15 protein-coding genes are annotated in these 22344 nt (G+C 49.0%); 6 read left to right on the top strand and 9 right to left on the bottom strand.

Translation table 11 applies throughout. The features are described from left to right. Positions 1-262 precede the first annotated feature (262 nt). From JJU34_RS01330 to zupT, 9 genes are all read right to left on the bottom strand, one after another. Positions 263-2137: a CocE/NonD family hydrolase gene (locus JJU34_RS01330; RefSeq protein WP_228690512.1), complete on the bottom strand. Its 1875-nt coding sequence runs from the start codon at positions 2135-2137 to the stop codon at positions 263-265. Between the two features lie 116 nt (positions 2138-2253). Further along, positions 2254-3750, bottom strand: coding sequence for a M28 family peptidase (locus JJU34_RS01325; protein ID WP_228690511.1), 1497 nt, complete (start codon positions 3748-3750; stop codon positions 2254-2256). 265 nt (positions 3751-4015) lie between these two features. Further along, entirely contained in the window at positions 4016-4744 is a 729-nt protein-coding gene (locus JJU34_RS01320; RefSeq protein WP_228690510.1) for a pseudouridine synthase, read from the bottom strand. A 2-nt stretch (positions 4745-4746) separates the two neighbouring features. Continuing rightward, positions 4747-5949, bottom strand: coding sequence for a tRNA 2-thiouridine(34) synthase MnmA (gene mnmA, locus JJU34_RS01315; protein WP_228690509.1), 1203 nt, complete (start codon positions 5947-5949; stop codon positions 4747-4749). Between the two features lie 180 nt (positions 5950-6129). Further along, positions 6130-7284: a lactonase family protein gene (locus JJU34_RS01310; protein ID WP_228690508.1), complete on the bottom strand. Its 1155-nt coding sequence runs from the start codon at positions 7282-7284 to the stop codon at positions 6130-6132. 103 nt (positions 7285-7387) lie between these two features. After that, a complete protein-coding gene (locus JJU34_RS01305; protein ID WP_228690507.1) occupies positions 7388-8254 on the bottom strand; it encodes a bile acid:sodium symporter family protein in 867 nt (288 codons plus the stop codon). A 21-nt stretch (positions 8255-8275) separates the two neighbouring features. Continuing rightward, positions 8276-9844 (bottom strand): hypothetical protein, encoded by a 1569-nt coding sequence (locus tag JJU34_RS01300; RefSeq protein WP_228690506.1) that lies wholly within the window; start codon positions 9842-9844, stop codon positions 8276-8278. A 147-nt stretch (positions 9845-9991) separates the two neighbouring features. After that, positions 9992-11275, bottom strand: coding sequence for an acetylxylan esterase (locus JJU34_RS01295; RefSeq protein ID WP_228690505.1), 1284 nt, complete (start codon positions 11273-11275; stop codon positions 9992-9994). 15 nt (positions 11276-11290) lie between these two features. Beyond that, a complete protein-coding gene (zupT, locus tag JJU34_RS01290) occupies positions 11291-12118 on the bottom strand; it encodes a zinc transporter ZupT (protein ID WP_228690504.1) in 828 nt (275 codons plus the stop codon). Positions 12119-12364: 246 nt separating this feature from the next. On the opposite strand from zupT, the gene JJU34_RS01285 reads away from it, so the two are divergent. From JJU34_RS01285 to JJU34_RS01260, 6 genes are all read left to right on the top strand, one after another. Further along, positions 12365-13840: a mandelate racemase/muconate lactonizing enzyme family protein gene (locus tag JJU34_RS01285; RefSeq protein WP_228690503.1), complete on the top strand. Its 1476-nt coding sequence runs from the start codon at positions 12365-12367 to the stop codon at positions 13838-13840. Positions 13841-14182: 342 nt separating this feature from the next. Continuing rightward, the gene (locus tag JJU34_RS01280; protein WP_228690502.1) at positions 14183-14785 is read left to right on the top strand and encodes a sigma-70 family RNA polymerase sigma factor; all 603 of its coding nucleotides are present in this window, start codon (positions 14183-14185) and stop codon (positions 14783-14785) included. 115 nt (positions 14786-14900) lie between these two features. Further along, a complete protein-coding gene (locus tag JJU34_RS01275; RefSeq protein WP_228690501.1) occupies positions 14901-15917 on the top strand; it encodes a FecR family protein in 1017 nt (338 codons plus the stop codon). Between the two features lie 244 nt (positions 15918-16161). Continuing rightward, positions 16162-19686, top strand: coding sequence for a SusC/RagA family TonB-linked outer membrane protein (locus JJU34_RS01270; protein ID WP_228690500.1), 3525 nt, complete (start codon positions 16162-16164; stop codon positions 19684-19686). 50 nt (positions 19687-19736) lie between these two features. After that, positions 19737-21290 (top strand): SusD/RagB family nutrient-binding outer membrane lipoprotein, encoded by a 1554-nt coding sequence (locus tag JJU34_RS01265; protein WP_228690499.1) that lies wholly within the window; start codon positions 19737-19739, stop codon positions 21288-21290. A 94-nt stretch (positions 21291-21384) separates the two neighbouring features. Beyond that, on the top strand, positions 21385-22332 hold the full coding sequence (locus JJU34_RS01260) for an RraA family protein (RefSeq protein ID WP_228690498.1): 948 nt from the start codon (positions 21385-21387) through the stop codon (positions 22330-22332). The last annotated feature ends 12 nt before the right edge of the window (positions 22333-22344 follow it).

Here is a 22344-nt window from a genome sequence, read left to right as displayed (position 1 = left end):
TTATTCTGTTGGACACTCAAATAAACCGAATTTTCGGGATAAAGTTCCAATCTGTTTCCTGATTTTTGGTATTTAGAATTGGTATAATTAAAATCGATGAAATAATGTTTGGTTTGTTTGGATTAAGTTTAAATAAGAAAGGTGTCGGTAGATAGATCAACGAATAGCTTTCTCGTGGAGTCCAAGAGTTTGTATCTACCATAGGTTTTCTAAGAAACCTGCCGATCAAAATGTTCTTGTATTTTCACACCTTACTCCCCCACTATTTTTTGAGTACCTGTACCTGCAAATAGCTAGGATGAGAGATGGAGTGGTAAACTCTATGAGTGGCCCGAACAAAGTCCATATCTTCAGCTTTGAAGATGTTTTCAACATAACGCTGCGGATTACGATCGATCAGCGGAAACCAGGTGCTTTGGATTTGTACTTGAATCTTGTGCCCCTTTTTAAATGTATGTAGTACATCCTGCAACTGAAAATCCACCTCTGTTACCTCGTATGGTACGAAGGGTTTTGGTTCGGAGAAACTCTCTCGATACCTGCCCCGTATGGCCTCAGACCGGACCTTCAGGTGGTAGTTACTCAAATCCATTCCCTCCTGAACATGGTCGTGATTGGGCGTATTACCAGGAAAGACATCTATCAGCTTCACCACCCAATCTGCATCGGTTTCGCTGGTAGATACCTGTAGTCTAGCCATAATCTCTCCGGCAAGTGTTACATCCTCATCCAAGATTTCGGTTTCAAAGACGAGTACGTCAGGTCTCCGTGCGGCAAAACGTTGGTCGTCTGCCATGTATTTACGGGGGGTGAAGTTGAGCTTGATGTCCTGGGTATAAGGTACGGGTTTTTGTGGATCTGAAATAAATTCCTGGTATCCAAAACCGTCTGGCTTTTCTGTGTTCAGTTTCCCGTTTGCTTGAATAAAGTAGTTGACCGTCATGGCGTCCGCTGGAGGCCATTGATCAAAGATTTTCCATTCGTTGGTTCCAGTATCGAAAAGGTAAGCTTCGGGCAGGTCGGTTTTTCCGTCGCCAGCACCTTTTAGAAAATGGTCAAAAAAGCGAAACTCTACCTCCTGTTGGTACCATGTAGATAACGAATCACCAAAATACATGCTGGATACTACCTGTGGGCCCGCTTCAAACGACCAATCTCCATGTGACCATGGTCCCATTACCAATGTGTTGTAGGCAGATGGATTATTCTTTTCTATTGTTTTGTAGATGGTCAGTGGTCCATAGAGGTCCTCTGCGTCAAACCATCCGCCCACGGTCATTACCGCAGGCGTAACATCTTTTAGGTGGGGAATAATCGATCGTTTCTGCCAAAACTCATTGTAATCAGGGTTTTCCTTTAGTTGTTGCCAGAAGAAGTTGTCCGGGCCGTAATAATTGTCAGCGTTTTTAAGGGATCCCATATCCATAAAGAACTGGTATCCATCTCTGGTTCCTGGGTCCACCATCTGGTACCAGGGTTTGTCCGTGGGGCTTTCTTTCTGGTAACCAAAAACAGTGGTGGCCAGCCAATAACTTAGGAAATAAGCGCCATTGTGATGAAAATCGTCGAAATAGAAATCCCCTATGGGCGCTTGAGGCGATACAGCTTTTAGGTTGGGATGTGCGAAGGGCAAGGCAGCTGCAGAATAAAATCCAGGGTAGCTGATACCCCACATGCCAACCCTGGCATTGTGGTTTTTTAAGTTTTTGAGTAGCCATTCAATGGTGTCAAAAGTGTCGGTACTTTCGTCGATGGCTTTGGATTTTTTGTCCCTAAACGGTACAGTTGGCCTCATATTGTCGTATGTGCCTTCAGACATCCAGCGTCCGCGTACGTCCTGGTACACCACGATGTAGCCGTCTTGCATGAGAGAGGGTGAGGGAGAAATAGAGGGACGGTAGCTACCTTCACCATAGGGTCCTGCGCTGTAGGGAGTCCGCTGCATCAAAATCGGGTACTTTTTGCTTTGATCTTTTGGGCTGTACACTACGGTATGCAGATGGACCCCATCTCGCATTGGGATTTTATACTCGGTTTTATCGTAATTGATGGGTACATACTCCGCGTGTTGTCCGAAAGTCAAGGATACGGACACCCAGTTTAAAATCAAAGTAGTGAGGAATACAGTCGTTTTCATGGGTACATGGGATGTTTTTGAGGTTCAACCTATCGCAGATGTGCACTTAGCTACCTATTACCAATTGATTTATTGGTGAGGTATTCCACCTTGGTGCATGAAATTTCAACGGTTCGCTAATCCAGCTTGTACAGGGCTTTTGCGGCTTCTTCGTATTTATCGCCGGCCTTCCATTTGGGCTGTGAGGGTTCGTTGGCAATCTTTTGGGCGGAAAGCAGGTAAGATTTCCAATATAGCATGGCGTAATCCAAGTCAAAATTATCCACTTGATCAGACACCTGATGGTAGTGTTGGGCGATTTTGTCGTCAAATGCAGTAAATCCTAAGCTAAAGGTAGGCGCGGGAATTCCTTGTCGTGCAAAATTAACATTGTCAGACCGGTCATAGAGACCCTGTTCCGGAGAGGGGTCGGGTATTGCTCGGAGGCCAAATTCGCTGACAGCCGCCTCAATCAGCGGATCCACGGACGTTCTTCCCAAGCCTACGACGGTCACAATCGAGGTGTCGTTGTATCCGGCGTTGTCAATGTTCAGGTTGTAGACAATTTGATGGAGGGGTAGGAGGGGGTTATTGGCAAAATAGCCAGATCCTAATAGGCCTTTTTCTTCGGCTGTCCACGCGCACAGTAGGATGGATCTTTTTGGAGGATGCTGGGCAAAGAATTTGGCGGCGTTAATCACTGCGACGGTGCCCACTGCATTGTCTCTTGCACCGTTGTATATGGAGTCGCCCGCTGCATTTGGTTTTCCCACTCCCAGGTGATCGTAGTGTGCCGAAAGCATGATGTACTCATTTTTCAGGTCGGCATCCGTGCCTTCGATGTAGGCAATCACATTTTTACCCGTGATTTTTCGGTTCTGTTTGCCGCTTACCTGCGCTTCTACTCGATCGGGGCGGTCACTGATTTGCTGAATGAGTTCGCCACTCAAGTCTTTCACCCAGATATAGGGAATGGCATCGCTACCGTCTGGATCGTAATCTAGGGTCAATTGAGGCTTATTTAGGTAATTCACCAACAGACTCCAGGGTGTGGTGGGGACATTGTACATTTCAATAATCCCAGCAGCACCTTTTTCTTTGGCGAGGGCAAGCTTTTCACGGCCGGAGGCAAAAAGATCGGACGGAGACAGGCGGTTGGGTTGGCCTACCCGTACCACCACCATTTTACCGGCGACGTCTTTACCGGCATAATCCGATTCCATCCCGTAACCTGCCACGACGAGGTCAAAGCTACCCTGTATGTCCGGTCCATCCAATACCAGTAAATCCTCCCCATGGGTCAGCGTTTGGTTTCCAAAGCGAAGCTCTCCCTTCTTTGGCGGAGCAGAATAGCGAAAAGGTACTGGTTGGAAAAAGTCGCCTGCTTGATCCAATGGCTTGGCGCCGTAGCGTTGAAATTGTTCGGCAATGTATTTGGCAGCGATGTCGATTTCCGGCCTTGCAGGATCCCGACCCATCAATTCGTCCGAGGCCAAAAACCGGAAATGAGAGATGGCTTCCTCCCGTTCGATTTGTTGGTCAATGGCGGCTTTTTGAGCTAGAACGTTTTCATTGCCCAGCAAGGTCAATACGGAAATTACCCCAAGTGAGAAGATGTGCTTGATGCGATACATTCGGTGTCTGTTTGTGAAAATCTTATGTCAATTGTAGTGGAGAAAAGGGAACCAGTTGAAGATTGACCCTTCGGAAGGGTCCTGTTACCTGCTTTAACTCCGAAACCAAAGATAGCAAAAACTTCCCACCTCACAGAGGCATTATGGTATTAGCTGATTGGGGAGGAGAAAACACCCCTTAAACGAGGAAACAGCATACGAAAAAATAGCAACAGCGAGGTATTGGGTAATAGGTCCAGGAGGTTGCTTGGTTTTTGTGGTCTGTCTAAGTGTTAGGTACCGTGTCTGCCTCAGGTATTTTCCATCCCAATTGTACCAAAACTGCTCTAAAATAGGGGGGAGGGGTCGCTAAAACGGTGACCTTGGATTTTTGGTAGGGGTGGTAAAAGGACATGGACCATGCATGTAGCAAGAGTGAATCGCACCGAAAGTGACGGCGAAAGAAGGTATTTTGCTTGTTGTCTCCGTGGGTGGTGTCTCCGATAACGTAGTGGCGAAACCGTGCGAAATGCCGCCGTATTTGGTGCATCCTTCCGGTATGGGGATAGATTTTGACCAGGCTGTAGCGGCTGCTTGCATACCGAGGAGAGGAAGCAAAGGGAATCTCAGCTTGATCCAAGTGCCAGAATTCGGTTTTGGCAGGCTGTAGGTCCTGGGTCAGGTCTTTTGCCAGCGGTGAATCGATAAAGCCATGGGGTTCAGGAATATACCCACGTACGACAGCAAGGTAGTACTTTTGAATGTCCTGAGTGGCAAAATCCGGTTGTAGTCTTGCCGTTGCGTCCGATGACTTGGCAAATAATAGAATCCCAGATGTGGGCCGGTCCAGTCGATGCAGGGGATTTACCTTTAAGCCTATCTGATCCCGCAGGAGCTGCACAGCAAAGAGCGCCTCCGGGTCACGCTCCAAGGGGGTCTTATGGACCAGAACTCCGGCAGGTTTGTTGATGGCGATATAGTGTTCGTCTTCGTAGAGGATTTCTAACGGCTCCATGTTCAATAGATCGTTCCAGAGCCGATGGTTTCTTCCCCGTTGTACCAAGCCACAAACTGACCGGAGGCGATTCCCCGCTGAGGTTCCTCAAAGAGTACATATAGCCCATTGGCTTCCATCTGTAGGGTTGCCCGGCTAAGTGGTTGCCGGTATCGGATGCGGGCCAGGTAACGTGCTTGTTCTCCTGGATTAAGGCGTAGGTCTTCGCGGATCCAATGGATGTCATCCATCGGCACAAAGAGGCCCTCGCGAAGCAGTCCCGGATGGTCTTCGCCCAAGCCCGTGTAGACAATATTGGCCTGGGTGTCGGTGGCGATTACAAACAACGGCTTTCCGGTTCCGCCTACCTGCAGTCCTTTGCGCTGCCCGATCGTGAAGTAGTGTGCACCGGTGTGTTCCCCAACTTTTTTGCCATGCTGGGGCTCATAGGTTACTGGCAGGCAACGGTGCTCCAATGAATTCCCCTCCCAATCCGCCGTCGTGGGCACCATCTTGTCTGCATACACCGGGGAGTCTTCTGGAATCACTAAGATATCCCCCTTTTTGGGCAGGAGTTGCTGCTGGAGAAATTCAGGCAGCCGTACCTTTCCTATAAAGCATAGGCCTTGGCTGTCTTTTTTGTCTGCGGTGACGAGTTCCTGTTCCTTGGCGATTTTCCGCACCTCGGATTTTTGCAGGTGCCCGATCGGGAATAGGGCCTTTGCCAGCTGCTGCTGATTAAGTTGGCACAGAAAGTAGCTTTGGTCTTTGTTGGGATCCACGCCGGCAAGTAGCTGAAAGACGGTTTTTCCGTCTCGCTCGATTTCACCTTTTCGGCAGTAATGGCCGGTGGCGACGAAGTCAGCCTTTAACTTTTCGGCAGCTTTTAAAAAAATATCAAACTTAATTTCCCGATTGCAAAGGATATCCGGGTTGGGGGTGCGTCCCGCCTCGTATTCTGCAAACATGTAGTCTACGATTCGTTCGCGGTACTCCTTGCTAAGGTCAATGGCTTGGAAGGGGATTCCGAGTTTTTCGGCTACCAGCATGGCGTCCGTACTGTCTTCCATCCAAGGGCACTCATTGGAAATGGTGACCGACTCGTCGTGCCAGTTTTTCATAAACATACCGATCACCTCATACCCCTCTTGCAGGAGTAAGTAGGCGGCTACCGAGCTGTCTACGCCACCGGATAGACCTACGACCACACGTTTTTGTTTTTCCATGTTTCGATAGTTTCAAGGACTAGGAATTGGATGAAAATGAAAAACAAAACTACGCGGTAAAATGGTTCAGAAGCGTGCGTGGCACTGAAAATATTTCATCTGTCTATGATTGTTTTTTGCGGTCCCACATTGTCCCGGTTTATTGGGATGCCTGCCTCGTCGGCAGACAAAGGCCGGATATCACCGGGAGTTGATAAAGAGCTGTTCGATGCACACAGCCCGGGGAATTTCCACCCGCATATCGGTGGGGGTCAGGGAACCGTTGATGGAGTCAAAGGCAAAAACCACGATGTTATTGCTTTCCATATTGGCCACATAGACAAACTCTCCAAGAGCATCCATGTGGAAATTTCTGGGGTGTGCACCTTCCGAAGGCACGTGACCCAGTGCGGTCAGAGTTCCCTTTTCTGGGTTGATTTGGAACCTCGCCAGATTGTCTTGTCCCCGATTGGAGGCGTAGAGCCATTTCCCGTCCACGGAAATATGGATGTCTGCGGCCGAGTTTCGTTCACTTTGCACGTTGGTGCTCAGCATGTTTACCCGTCCCTTCGGTTTTAGTCTCCCGTTTCGGGTGTTCACTTCGTAGATGGCAACGGTGTTGGACAGTTCTTCTACGGAGTATGCATAGGGGATATCTGGATGAAGGGTGAAGTGCCTGGGACCTGCCCCCGGTGCAGAACGAACAAAGCCCCGCTTCACAGGAACCAAGGTACCTGTATTGGGTTCCAACCTGTAGGTAATTATCTTGTCTGCCCCCAAGTCTGAGGCATAGACGAACCGACCATCCAGTGAGGGAACTACTGAGTGCATGTGGGCACTGCTTTGACGTTCCGGGATTTCATTGCTTCCTTCGTGCTGAAAGACAGAACTGGCGGGATGGAGACCTCCGTCTTCCCGGATCTTATAACTAGCCAGATTGCCACCCTGGTAGTTAGATACAAAAACCACCTCTCCACTCGGATCGACACTTACGTGACAGGGGCTGGCTCCGGCCGAGCTCACCTCGTTGATTTTTTGGAGCATTCCCGTGCTGCTATCGATTCGGTAGGAGATGATGGTCCCATTGGGGTCATTTTCCTCCATTCCCTCCCGATAGGCAGCATATAAAAATTGGTTGCTGGGGTGCAAGGTGATGAATGAAGGGCTTTTTCGGTCATGCACGGTTTGAATTTCACTGAACTGCTTCAATAACCGGTCAAATTCCAATACATAGAGTCCTTTGCTACCGGCTTCTGAAAAAGTGCCTACATACCAAATTTCTTTTTTAGCGATCTGTGCTTGGGACAAAGACATGAAATAGAACAGGGAAAACAACAATCCAATAAATGAACGCATCTTTTTTAGGTTTTATGCTTACCAAACCTACAAAATACGCATATGTTTGGATAGCACAAGGATTATTTTGTCAGCGGTAGCATCCTTGGATATTACAACACAACTACTTAGGAACGGCAGCCTTTCGGGTATGAATCAAAATAACGACCGCAGCAGTAAGAAACATCAATAGGCTATAGATGGCAATGGGGATAGTCATCTCGGAGTTTTTCAGGAGGGTCGCTGCAATCATGATACCTAGGGTGCCGTTTTGAATACCCGATTCGATGGATATGGAAATTTGCTGTGCCTTAGGCAGTAGCAGCCATTTGGCCAGGTAATACCCAATTACCAGAGTCGCAATATTGAGAAAAAGGGTTACGGGTCCTGCTTCGGCAAAAAAGGCCGGCAGGGACTCCCTTTCTTTCAGAATAGCTGCCAGAATGATAATTACAAAGAAAACCGCAGAAGCGAGGCGTACCGGCTTGTCTGCGCGGGCTGAAAGTGCGGCAAACCGATGATTCAGGTACATGCCTATGGACACGGGGATGACGGTTACGCCTACGATCTGCACGATGGTTTGTCCAACCGGAAGGGTAATACTGCCCTCCTCACCAAAATGCTGAATGGCAAAATTGACAATTAGGGGAATGGTGATTACCGTAATAAACGAACTTACGGCCGTCAGGCTGATGGAAAGTGCGGTGTCCCCGCGGGAGAGGTGGGTGATCAAGTTAGAAGTGGGGCCGCCGGGGCATGCTGCAAGAATCATCAACCCGACGGCCATGGTGCCTGTCAGGCCAAAGCCGAGTATAAGCAGGTAGCCGATCAGCGGCAGCAATAGGATCTGTGCAGACAAACCCAATAAGATTGCCTTGGGGTATATAAAGATATTTTTAAAGTCCTTCACCGTGAGGGACAGCCCCATGCCCAGCATGATGAATGCCAGTGCCAAAGGTAGAAATACAGCCGTTAAAATACTTTCCTGCATGGTTTTTTGGGTTTAGGTGTATTAAGGTTTTGGTGATTGGGCTAACTCTTGTAAAAGGTCCAGTACCGCTGCATGGATGGTTGGCGCTGTATTTGGGCCAAGTGAGTTGACTTCGCCGTAGGGCGCACGATCGCGTTCGTAGGTGAAAGGGGGTTTTTCGTCCCATTGGCTTTTGGGTACGATGTACCCGATCATGTCATTTGCCATCCCGCTAAAAAACCGAATTCTGCCGGGCATTTGGCTTCGGATGGAGGGCACTTCTACGGGATCTATGCCAAAGTCAGCGCCCGTGGGAGATTCGACCCCACCGTTTAGGATTTCGGGGTACAATTCCCCTGGCACATGCACGAAGGAGGCGGGACCCAAGGTCCAGGCAGCCACCTCCGATCGAATATGTCCCCAGCGTGTAAAGCCCCGGTCAAAGATACCAATCCAAGCGGCAAGACGAAAGAGGTTGTTATCCATGGCCAGCTCCAAGGTTTTGGCGCGTAGGGCAATACTTCCTTTCTGAACTTCCAGCATACCGGCCTGCATGGTCTCAAAGGTCATTTTTGCCAGTGCCAAGCCCTGTGCATCTACTTTTTCGACGCTTTCTTCCAAGATAAGTTGGTCGGAGTAGGGGTGAATGATCGGGTGGTTTGGCCTGGTGGTCATCAATCCACCCAAGGCCCCGTTCATAAACAGGGCCACACCTCCCAGTCCTTCATGAAGGAGGCTGTCACGGTAGTAAATCCCGTTTTCCATGTACTCCCGCCAGTAATGGGGAAAGTCTGAACTGATCTTGGTATTTCCAGACCAGAAGGTTTCGGGGTGATTCCCCCAGTTCAGGAGTGTTCCCAACGTTCGGTCATCCTGCTTGGAGAGGACCTGCATGATTCGGATTCCTTCATCGTACACAAAGGGTTCCCTGGAGTCGCCAACTAAAGTAAGGGATGCGGTTTCGTTAATGGCAAGCTTTAGATAGGCCGGTTCAGCACCTAAGGAAGCCTCCTCCAAGGAAGCGAAAATGCCTTGCATCACCTGTTCTTTGTAGGCTGGATCAATGCCGCTTGTGTAGGGGTTCGGACCCCAAAGTCCCATCAGGTCTGGAGAAGAATGCACATGCGTGCTGGCTACCACCAGGTAATCCAAGCCCAAGGTCTCTTGAAAGCGCTTTCTGACCGTCACCACATCATCGTGCCCAAATCCGATCATGTCGATCACACAGATACCCAATCGGGTGGCACCGTCATCTAGTACCATGGATCTGGCCCAGAGTGGATCATTCACTCCTGTAGCGGGCCGATTCTGGTGAAATCCTGCCAGCCACACGGCATCAAATTTTCCGTTATTGTTTAGATCGTGATAGCTATCACCCTGATCGGGTTTGTACCGCGCATTGCCTTCTGTGTCGGTCCATGTGTCGAAATCTACGGGGGTAATGTCTCTCTTTCCAAACCCAACCTGGATCTCGCCGGCACGGCTTGGGGCGATGTGTAGATCCAAGGTATAGTCGGGGTGTTTGTCGGCAAATTGCCGCCAGGTGTAGATAGCACCCCCGACCACTAGGATAGAAACAGTGATCAGTAGGACCTTGAGGAATGTTTGCATGTGTCTATAATTGTGTTTTTAGCTTAGTCTACTACCCGCCTGACGGGTCCAAACCGTCAGGCGGGCTCTGGTTTTTTAAACCATTGGGCAGGCTCGGTTTCGTATGCCTAGGGCTTGTTAGACAATACAGCGTTTTTTGGAATCCGGCTATCTTACTCCCAGCTTTTCTAACATCCACTGGTCTCCTTCCTGACTTTGTTCGGCATAGCGCCAATGGGCGGCATCCTGGTACAGCGACAAGGATTTTTCGGAAGGAATCACATTGTAGGCGGCGTACATGGAGGTGGGGGGACAGACGTTATCGTTGAAGCCAAAGGAATAAAGCCCGGGTATGTCCACAAATCGGGCAAAATTCACCACGTCGTAGTAATAGGAGGTTTCAATTTTTGCCGTTTGGTTGGTATACGCATTGCGGAACAGGTGAGGCCATCCACCAGCCCGGCCATGCAGGTAGCCCGTAAGATCAGAAAGCGCGGGGTAATAGCTGACTAGGTACTTGATTCGATGGTCCAAGGAGGCAGTCACAATGGACAGTGCGCCGCCCTGACTGCCGCCCATGACACCGATCTGGGTGCCGTCAAAGGATTCCAAGGAGAAAATAAAGTCAACCGCCCGAATGCAGCCCAGGTATACCCGCTTATAATAGTAGCGTTCTCGGTCTTCCAGGTTGAACGTATTGTAATTGGCAAGGGCACCTTGCGCTAAGTCCTGATAGAGGCTGGATTGGTACAAATTGACCGGGACTCCATGTATACCGATTTGCAGGGTAATGATATCTTTGTCGGCGTGTAGCTCCTGATAGGGGCGCACACCGGCACCGGGGACTACCAACAAGGCAGGGTATTTTCCGGGCTTTTTTGGTTTGGTAAGGATGCCATAGATCCTTCCAGATACATTTTTGAAGCTAACATGGTAAACGTCGGAGTGATGGGTGGATTTCTCCGGGATCAGGGTAAGGGTGGGTTCCAGCGGGATATCGGCAAGCTCCCTTTTTTTGGCATCCCAAAATGCCCTAAAATCCTCGGGCAGCTTGGTGGTAGGCTGGATCTGTTCCGGTTCTATGCCGGCTGTACCAGTATTTTCATAGCTGACGCCATTTTCGGTGTAGCTTACCTTGCAACGCACAAAGCCAGGCACACTCATCTTTCCCGCTTTTATTTTGCCTGTACCTTCTTTTAATGTCAACGTCCCGCTATGCGTCGGTTCCATCATTTCCGGTCCCGCAGCGAAGGTAATCGCAGCCTGGGGGACCAATTTCCCAAACTTGTATACCGCCACATCAAACTGGATCTCCTCCCCGGTGGTGTAAATCCCATCAGCTTTAGCGGGACTCACCATGATTCGGATCAATGGACCGGTCTGGGATTGCGAAAAGCCCGCTGTCGCCACTAGGCATAGGAGGAGGAACAGGAAAAGTTTCTTTGGTGTCATGTTTTTTGGTTTATGTTAACTGAGTAATACCAAACTGATGCCCATGATGCCGATGCCGGCAATCATGCCCCACTTGGTGTGTGTTTTATAGCCCATTTCATAGGCGCTGGGAATAAGCTCAAAGGAGGCGACATACACCATGATGCTGGCGACCAGTACATTTACAGTAGCCAAAAGCTCTTGGTCCAGGTATTTGAAAAATAGGAAATAGGCGATTAGCGCACCGAATGGCTCGGAAAGACCGGATAACAGGCTAATCAGGAATGCCTTGGTTTTGTTTTGCGTAGCGTGGTAGATAGGCATGGCCACTGCCAAGCCCTCCGGAATATTGTGAATGGCGATGGCAATGGTGATACCGAGGCCCAGTTGCAGATCCTGCATGGATGTCAGGAACGTAATGAGCCCCTCGGGCAGATTGTGGATCGCTAGGGCCACTGCGGTTACCAGCCCGGCTTTGTAGAGTTTTTTGGTCTTTTTTGGAGATCGCTGCACATCCTCCGTATTTTCTACCATGGGAACCTTCAAGATGCCAAATTTGTCCATGAGGAAGTCCATGCCCCGGGCAATGATGGCAGAAGCCAACAATCCCCCGATAAATAAGATGGCGACCCTGGAGTAGGCGGTTTCACTACCCAGTTGTTCACTCAGGTTGTTGATGGATTTGAGGATTAGCTCCACAAAGGAGATATAAAGCATGGCACCTGCCGACAGTCCAAGGGAAAACGCCAAAAACTTTTCCTTACGGGCATATTTGATGAAAGAAACCAGTCCGCCAATACCGGTTGATATGCCGGCGATGGTGGTAAATAAAAAGGCAAAAAATACTTGGTTGTCCGACTCCATACGTCTTTTTTCCGATGAATTGACTGCAAATATAGAAAATTGGCCCACTATGCGCTTATTTTTTGGGAGCAAAGAAAATTAAATTCCCTGGGTTTTGAGTTGGATAAAGGAATTGGAACGATTTGGCTTTTGTAGTAGATAATTCTTTACCCCAACCGGATAAATGGTTACATTTAAGGACCAAGGCATCCCTTCAGATCGAAGCTGATGTCGATGACTAGTATCTACCCATTAAATCCAAAAACCATGAAAAAAAGTATTGCTCATTTGTTGCAGCCTGTTGAAAGTCCGCAGAACGGTCCTGATTCCGCCGCCGAAAAGGCCGGTATTGCTCCCCTAAAACCCCGTCCGGAAACAACCGGCCGGCGGGATTTTTTGCAGAAGGCCGGCTTGGGAGGATTGAGTCTCGGAGGACTGATGATGTTGCCGGTAGAAGACACCATCGCCCATACCGCTTCCAAGGTAAACCGCCTGTCCAACCCTTCCGAACTCAAGATAACGGACATGCGCATCGCGCAGTACGGCAACGTGCCTATTTTAAAGATTTACACCAATCAGGGAATTCACGGGCTAGGAGATGTAAGAGATGGCGCAGACAAACGCTATGCACTCATGCTGAAATCAAGAATCCTGGGAGAGAATCCCTGCAATATTGAGAAAATCTTTAAAAAGATCGAACAATTCGGAGGACATGGCCGACAGGGAGGTGGGGTATCCGGGGTTGAAATGGCGCTTTGGGATTTGGCGGGTAAGGCTTATGGCGTACCGCTATACATGCTCTTGGGAGGTAAGTTTCGGGATAAGGTGCGAATTTATGTAGATACACCTACCATGCCGGATCCGGACCAATTTGCCGAAAAGATGAAGGAGCGAGTTGATCTGGGCTTCACCATGCTGAAGATGGATATCGGAATCGGTTTGATAAAAGACATCGAGGATACCTTGACCAACAAAGAACCTTGGATGCCACTGCGCGGATGGACAGACAGGGACGTGATGTCTCACGCCCAGACCAGGCATCAGCATACCCATATTCAGATCACCCAAAAAGGACTGGAAAAGATGGTTGAGTTTGCGGCCAAAGCGCGGGAGAAGGTAGGCTACGAGATTCCGCTGGCTATCGACCACTTCGGTCACATGGGCTATAATGAGATGATCAAGTTAGCGCGCGCCTTTGAACCGTACAATATCGCGTGGCTCGAGGACCTGATCCCTTGGCAAAATACCGAACAGTGGAAGCGTATCACAGAGGCTATTACCACGCCAACACTAACAGGCGAGGACACTTACCATAAAAAGAATTTCAAGGACCTGATTGAGAACCGCGCTGTAGATATCGTTCACCCAGATCCAGGTAGTGCCGGAGGGTATTTGCAGACCAAAAAAATCGGGGACTATGCAGAGGAATTCGAGATAGGCATGGCCATCCACCATGCGGCGTCACCCATTACCTTTATGGGCACGGTGCATGCGGCCGCTGCCACGTACAATTTCATTGGCCTGGAACACCACTCCGTCGATAACCCTTGGTGGGAATCGTTGGTTACGGGTATAGACGGCCCCTTTGTGGAAAATGGGTATGTCAAGGTTCCCGAAGCACCTGGGGTGGGGCTTGAATTGAACGAGGAGGAGGTGAAACGCAGGCTGCGTCCTGGAGAGGAATTCTTTGCGCCAACCGATGAATGGAATGAGCTAAGATCCTGGGATAGGACTTGGAGTTAAGAATATCCAGCCAGCCTGAGGAATAGAGGCATGGTTTTTCGGATTCCGGTAAAAATGGGCCGATAGACTGCGGAAACAGGTAGTCCCAGCAAACGAGGTACAAGCAACCTGGATTATCTCCCCAGAAGCATTTACCTGAAAAGGCAGACGGAAAAAAGTCTGCCTTTTTTTAAATTTTTTCAAACCATGGGAAGGTTTAGGTAGTATTTTGCCAAACTCGTGATGTCTGGTATAAAAACCGGTTGAACCTGAAATTTTGACGTTTAAATGGTGTGATTACATCGGTTATAGTTGCTAAATTCATTGAATATGATTTACTTGTAACGATTATTGCTCGTGTACATGGTAAATTCAATAAACCCGGAAATCCCTCAATTGGTCAGCAAATTGCGAGAAGGAGATGAAGCGGCCTTTTGCGCGTTGTACCGTAGGTTTGCGTCCAAGGTGTATGGGACCTCGCGTAAAATGGGGATGCCACACGAAGATGCGGAGGGAATTGTACAGGAGGTTTTTATGAGGATTTGGAAAAACCGTCAAAGTCTCAAGGACGAATTGTCTTTTAATGCGTACCTATTGGCTATCCTTAAATCGTTGATTTACAAGCAGGCCAAGCAGGTAGCGAGATTTCAAGTATATACACAGCACACCCAGGCCAAGCAAGAGAAAGACCAAAACATGGGAGAGGTTTCACTCTTCTACGAGGATCTGAGGCAGTTTTCCTCTTATGCGCTTTCCACCTTGCCCAAGTGTCAGAAAGAGGTGATTGAGCTCAGATATTTACAGCATCTCAGTTCCGAAGAGATATCGCAAAAACTCTCCATTTCAAAACGCACGGTCGAAACTCACATCTATAATGCGACCAAGTCGCTTCGGGAAAAACTACTTGGTTCCAAGACGCTACCCTCTGATCTATTGCCGCTAATTGTCTTCTTTTTAATAGATTGACGTAGGTTTTTTCGATTTATTATATTTTTAGACGGATTGTTAAAAATTCTGTAAAATTTAAGTTAGACGTACGTAAATCCTGGCGAATGGGGATATATCTCTGTAAATGGCGGAGATGGTAAAACGTTTGGTCGAAACATGGAGGCGGCTAATGGTAGGTTCCCTTTCAGAGAAGGAGTCATCTGATTTCATTAAGGAGTTGGAATCGGATGAGGGAAAGCGTCTTTTTTACAAGGCAGTCGAATCCAGTTTCACGGATCCTACTACATCGGAAGCGTATTCGGATTGGGACAAGGAACGCGTGTTGCAGCAGCTCCTAGAAAAAAAAAGAAAGACTGATCGGCATTGGTCTGTTCCTTTCTTACGCCCAAAAAAGTGGTATGCTGCCGTAGCTGCCAGTTTGGTTTTTGGGACATTCTTCTTCACCGGTGCATTGGAGTTTCCTGATGCAGAACCTGTGCCCGCTGCGGATGGCGTAGAGGAGCCCACTATAGTGGTGAAATATAACCCAAAGGGCAAAAAGACAAAGATACAACTGCCCGACCTTACTTGGGTTTACCTGAATGCGGATAGCTATCTGGCGTATGAACAGGGCTTTCCAAATGGCCGGGAGGTAAGGTTGGTAGGAGAGGCTTTCTTTGATGTAGCAAAGGATTCGTTGCGCCCATTTACGGTGCTGACCGGCAGCGTGCATACTACGGCATTGGGAACCTCCTTTAATATCCATGCCTACAGCGATAGCCGTCAGATTCAGGTGACACTGGCAACCGGCAAGGTGAGGGTTCAGGATCAGGTTTCTGCTTCGGAGCTACACCTCCTCCCAGGGGAAGCCCTTGCCAAAGGAGATTCCCATGTACCCATGCGAAAATATTCGGTGGACGCCGATGCCATCGTATCTTGGAAGGACGGCGTTTTGCAGTTTGAGCAGATGCCGCTCTCCGATGTGGTACGCTTACTGGAACGCTGGTACGGCGTTACCATACACGGCCCATCCGTTTGGCCCGAATATAAGTGTTCGGGCACCTTTCGCAAAAACGAGTACTTGACCAATGTGCTCAAGGTCCTTGGACACAGCATAGGGTTCCGCTATACGATCGATGAAAAGCATATTACCATTCATATTAAACCTTAAACCTATGAACTACTCAGTACAGCCTCCGTTTTTTTGCCATCCACCTCCTTGCCTAGCATCGGATACCTGAAACAAAATTGTCGACCACCTTACATTATGCCTGATTACCTATAGTCAGATCAGGCTTGCCACACCATCGGATATTTCCCGTATGTGGGAGGCTCCGTTGCCTATTCCAACAAACTGGGATGGACACCAAAGAACCATACGAACTACATGAAGAACAAATTAACAGAACCCAAAAATGAAACACATTGTATACCAAATCATGCGGAAGGTACTCCGCTATTTCCTCGTGGTTGCGGGGATTTGGCCGGTTACATTTTCCGCAGCATGGGGCCGCGCAGAGGGGCCGACCGTAAGAAGCATCGAAGAGGTGATGGTGCGTTTGGATGTGAGGGAGGGTAATCTCCACACCATCTTAAAGGCGATAGAACGTAAGACCGAGTACCGATTTTTTTATACCGACCAAAACCTGAAGGATGTAAATACTATCCGCTTGGCAAAGAACAGAGGTTCGGTGGCTGACATTTTGACCGACATCGCTTTTCAAAAGAAACTGCATTTCAAGCAGGTCAATAATACAATCAGCGTAAAGTCTTTGGAATCAGCTAAAAACGACACTTCAGTTGAAATCTTAATTGATGACTATGACATCGACATCCGCGGAACGGTCACTACTCAGGGTGGAGAACCTATTCCTGGGGTAGCCGTATCGGTGGCAGGCACCACGCTGGGCACCATAACCGATATAGACGGCAAGTTCAGCCTGACTGTTCCGGACAATGCCACTCTGGTGATTTCCTATATTGGCTACGCTACTCAGCGGGTTCAAGTAGGCACAAGGACCGTGGTGGACATCGTGTTGGTGGAGGACATCGCCGCCTTGGAAGAGGTAGTGGTCACGGCACTGGGTATAGAACGGGAGGCGAAGAGCTTGGGCTATGCAACTACTTCCGTGTCATCGGAAGAAATGACTATCAACCGTACCCCCAACTTTATGAATGCACTTCAGGGCAAGGTCGCAGGGGTAAATATCAGTAGCCTAGGTTCCGGTCCCGCCGGCACGAGCAAAATCCGGATCAGGGGGCAGTCTTCCTTTGGCGGCCAAAACCAACCCCTGATTGTAATCAACGGAATCCCGGTAGACAATACCAATTTTGGGGCCAATCCCGGGAATCAGGGGTCCGATGCATCCAATACCGACCGAGGCAGAACCCGGGTATCGGATGGGGGCGATGGCCTTACTAGTATTAACCCAGACGATATTGAGACCATGACCGTTTTGAGGGGCGCGGCTGCGTCGGCGTTGTATGGTGCCCGAGCCAAGGACGGGGTCATTATGATTACCACCAAGCAACGAAACCGTGGTCAAGGAATAGGCGTGGAATTCAATACCAATTACACCGCTGACAGTCCCATGGATTTTACGGATTGGCAATACGAATACGGGCAGGGGGAGAATGGTATACGGCCTACCTCTGCAAATCCCGTGTCCGGTGTGTGGAGTTTTGGGGAGCGCTTTCAGCCGGGCATGACGCAAGTATTGTTTGGCGGAGTGGAAATCCCCTATGTGGCGCAACCCAGCCATATCAGCACCTTTTACCGTACGGGACATACCTTCACAAATACCGTAACGGTGTCATCAGGTGGGGAGTTTGGAGGATTTAGCCTTTCTGTTTCCAATCTGGAAAATCAAAGCATCGTGCCGAATTCAGGTTATGACCGCAAGACCATCAACCTGGGATTTACCCAAGAAATAGCCAAAAAACTGATTGTCTCCGGTAACATGAACTATTCGCTGGAAAATATCAAAAATCCCCCCCAGATTGCGGAGCAGGATATGAGTACCCCCACTGTACTGAATACACTGGCCAACTCCATGCCGTTATCTCTGATGCAGGAGAAAATGGCGGATGCCAATGGGAATGAATTTGTTTTTTCCCGTTTCAGAAACAGAACGAACCCTTACTGGGCAACGTACGAAAAGTTTGATAACGTTCGAAGGGATCGTATTTTCGGAAACATCACAGCTAGATACAACGTGGCCGAATGGCTCTTTGTCCAGGGCCGGATCGGGCAGGATTTTTATGCCAGGGATCAGGACTATAACTTCCCCACAGGCACTGCTTCCCTTCCCAACGCTCCTGTAGGATTTGTGAACGGAGACTATGTGCAGGACAACCGCCGGTTTAGGGAGGTCAATGCAGACTTTCTGATGGGGGCAAATAAAAAATTCGGCGATTTTGCTACATCCCTGACACTTGGCGGCAACCAAATGTACCGAAGAATGGATCGAAACAACGTGGTCGTCAATGATTTTATCGTAAGAGACCTATACACGGTGATGAACGGGAGGGTAAAGGATCCCATTTACGAAATCTCAGAAAGGCAGGTAAATTCTTTGTATGCCATGGCGGAAGTTTCCTACCGCGATTACCTCTTTTTAAATGGTACGGTCAGAAACGATTGGTTTTCCACGCTGGCACCGGCAAACAGGAGTATTTTGTATCCGGCCGTGACGGGTAGTTTTGTGTTCTCTCAGCCTTGGGAGAACTTCCCCGAGTGGATTTCCTTCGGAAAGATCCGTGCGGGCTATGCCGAGGTAGGCAGTGACACGGATGTGAGCCCTTATGCCGACAACCTCTTTTACCGTGTAGAAAACAATCAGTTTCCCAATCCCGCAGGGCAGTTGCAGCCAGTGGGGGTGATCAATGCTTCAACTGTTCCCAACGCCAACCTGAGGCCCATGCGGGTATCGGAGTGGGAGACAGGCATCGAAATGAAGTTTCTCGACAATCGATTTGGCTTGGACCTTACGTACTACAATAAAGTGACCAGTGATCAGATACTGGGAGCTCAAGTATCGGATGCCTCGGGATACCTTCGCCAATTGATAAATGTAGGCGAAAGTAGCAACCGTGGGGTGGAAGTACTATTGACCGCCATTCCGGTGCAAACCAACAATTTCATGTGGGAGACGAGCATCAATGCTTCCTGGAATGTGACCAAAACCTTGAAGTTGGGTCTGACAGAGGGAGATTCAGTGATTACAGTAGGTACTGCGGTGTACGGCGGTGAACTCCGTCAAGTAGTAGGAAAACCCATGGGGCAGATCTACGGTTTTGGATACCTGAGAGATCCCCAAGGCAATATTGTCCACGATGCCAACAACGGCAGACCCCTTCGGACCGCACTGCAGATTCCCTTCGGTTCGGCCATTCCTATCTGGGTGGGAGGCTTTATGAACACCTTCCATTACAAAAACCTTTCGCTGTCTACGCTGATCGATTTCAAACTTGGTCATAAAATGTTATCCGGGACGAACTTCAATGCGTGGCGGCATGGATTGCACAAGGGAACCCTGGTTGGCAGGGAACAAGGTTTTGTGATTGGGGAGGGAGTGAAAAACGTGGGTACCGCAGAAAATCCCTCCTATGTACCCAACGATGTACAGACCGAGGTGCAGACCTTTTACGAAACGGTACGCTCAGCCAATATGATCGAGGAGTTTATTTACAATGCCGGGTTCTGGAACCTACGTCAGGTGACCATTGGCTATAACCTAACTCCGCTCTTACCGGCTAATTTTTTCATCAAAAGCCTCCGGGCAAACGTAGTCGGAAACAATGTGCTGGTTATCAAAAAATGGGTACCTAACATTCACCCCGAAGAATTCGGTTTTACTTCGGACAACCTGATGGGTCTAGAGGCCCACGGGCTGCCGGTGACCCGAAGCATTGGATTTAACCTGAGCTTTAAATTCTAGTAGGAATGAAAAATTTAGGTATCAGTTTCAAACTCAAAAACCATGGCGTCATGAAAAATCTTCTGAAAGCCCTTTGCATAAGCCTTATTGTACTTTCACCGCTTACGAGCTGCGACAATGGCTTCGATGAAATGAATATTAACCCGGTGCAGCCTACTGCGTTGGATCCGATATACCTGATGAACCGAGCGGCGTTGTTTTCGACGATTTCTGCCACTTCGCTAAATTATGAGGCGGCCATCGTGCAGCAGATCGTTTCTCCAAATGGCGGCGTCTTGGCCGGAGGTAACTTCAATCAGTTGAACCGAGCCTTTTCTATTGGCACTTGGAATAAGTATTACCGGGATGTGCTGAAACATACGGTGGATGTGAAGCGGTTTACCCGAGACAATCCGGATAGAAATAACTTATATCAAATGTCCCGAATTCTACATGCGATGTCGGCGATGATTCTCACCGATACCTTTGGAGACGTTCCGTATTTCGAAGCAGGACTGGGATTTCTGGAGGGAAAAATAGATCCTGTGTACGATCGGCAGGAAGACATCTACCTCGACGTGCTCAACGAGCTTCAGCAGGCGACTGCTGCGCTGAATCCATCCGGTAGAATCGAAACGGGAGATATTTTCTATGGTGGCGATGTAGTTAAATGGCGAAAATTGGGCTATTCGCTCATGCTCCGTGCAGCCATGCGCCATACCAAAGTGAATCCCACCAGGGCCAGAGAGTGGGTAGAGCGGGCAGTGACAGGTGGTGTGATGACCTCCAATGCCGATAACCTGTTCATCAAGCATGACTTTAACTACGCCAACGAGTTGGGAAATACGCTCAATGCGACGGAAGCAAATAATTATTACCTAGCAGAACCCTTCGAGCGGTTTCTCAGTGAAAATAATGATCCCAGACTGGGTTCCATTGCGGTCCGGTTTATTGGTGCGGGAAGTGGACCGGACCAGAACAATGCGCTTGCCGGCAACCCTGCTCCGGGTGTCACCTTATCTCGAAATCCTGCGGATCAAATGGGGTTCCCCATGGGATTTGATAACCAAACCATCGGGTCTGTTGTGCAGTCTAGAGGATTAAGGAGCTTCTACGAGTTTTCCCAAGTGGATAGAACCCGCATGACAGCCAGAGATGCACCGATCTTTCATGTGACCTATTCCCAAACTTCGCTGTTGCTGGCAGAAGCTGCCGTGAGGGGATGGGTGGCTGGAAATCCCGCCGATTATTTCACGCAGGGCATTCGGGCCAATATGGAGCAGATGGCTAGCTATGGGCCTAGTACGGCGATTGCAGAGGCAAGCATCAACGCCTATATCGCTGCTCATCCACTTGATGCGGGTAACGCTATGCAACAGATCGGAGAACAATATTGGGTAGCTTCATTTCTTAACGGGTACGAAGGCTTTGCCAATTTCCGAAGGACAGGGTATCCCAATTTGGCACCCAATCCATATCCAGGTAAGGATATCAGCGGTGATTTTATCCGAAGATTATCCTATCCGGATGCAGAGTTTTCCGTCAATAATGCCAATATTCAAGCTGCGGTAGCCCGACAGGGTCCCGACAACTTGGATACCCGCGTTTGGTGGGATACGCCTTGAGTTGTCATTTGAAAGCTTATAATGGCAGGCTTTTCACGGTAATCTGGAGGGCCTGCCCCTGTTCTTGTTCAACCTTTTGTAACCCCTAAAGCGTATGATTTCAATCCGATTAACCCTACTTATTTTTTGTGTTTTTATCGTTCTACTGCCCATAAGTCAGGTTTTGGGCCAACAAATCAGCAAGGAGGAAATGCTCTTTCTTACCCAGGAGTGGGAGGGAGAGCGTTTTGAAGATGGAAGGCCAAAGGTGTCGGACAACCTCTTGCAGCGCATGAAGCTGGTAACCCATGAGGAGGCTTGGGCAGTAATGCGCAATGCTGGCTACAAATACCAATATGCAGAGGGCTGGCAGATGATTAATCCGGATTCGGTCTTGGTGGGCCGCGCGCTTACCGCCACCTTTATGCCAGGCAGGCCCGATATTCACGATGCCATAGACAGGCGCGGGAAGGCTGAGGGGAAGCGGGGGCAGAATACCTGGCCGGTGGATCTCTTGGTGCAGGGAGACGTCTATGTGGCCGATCAGTTTGGGCTGCATGTAGATGGTCCCACCATAGGGGATAACGTAGGCAATGCCATTTTCGCGAAATCGGGAAATGGTATCGTATACGATGGAGCAGTAAGAGATATTGATGGGCTCAAGGCTATGGGCGGTTTTACCTCATTTTTTACCAGCTACCACCCGTCCCATCACAATCAGCAAGGTAACCTCAACACGATGTTAATAGGCATCAATCGGCCGACCAAAATCCGACAGGTGACGGTCATGGCGGGTGACGTGGTGTTAGGTAGAGACGGAGGGGTTTCCTTTATTCCTCCCCATTTGGCAGAGCGGGTAGTCGTTACATCGGAGATCGTTCGTTTGAGGGACATGTTTGGCCATCAGCGGATCCGAGAAGGGGTCTATACGGCGGGCCAAATAGATACCCGTTGGGCGGAGGAGATAGAGCGGGATTTTTCAAGGTGGCTAAATGACCGTATCGACGAGTTACCGGTGCCTAGGGAGCAGATTCAGGAAATCCTAAAAAACCGCACTTGGTAACAATTACCCACT

Source organism: Lunatimonas sp. (assembly GCF_020832325.1).
In the GTDB taxonomy this organism is placed as follows: Bacteria; Bacteroidota; Bacteroidia; order Cytophagales; family Cyclobacteriaceae; genus Lunatimonas.
This window is presented reverse-complemented; position numbering and strand designations above follow the sequence as displayed.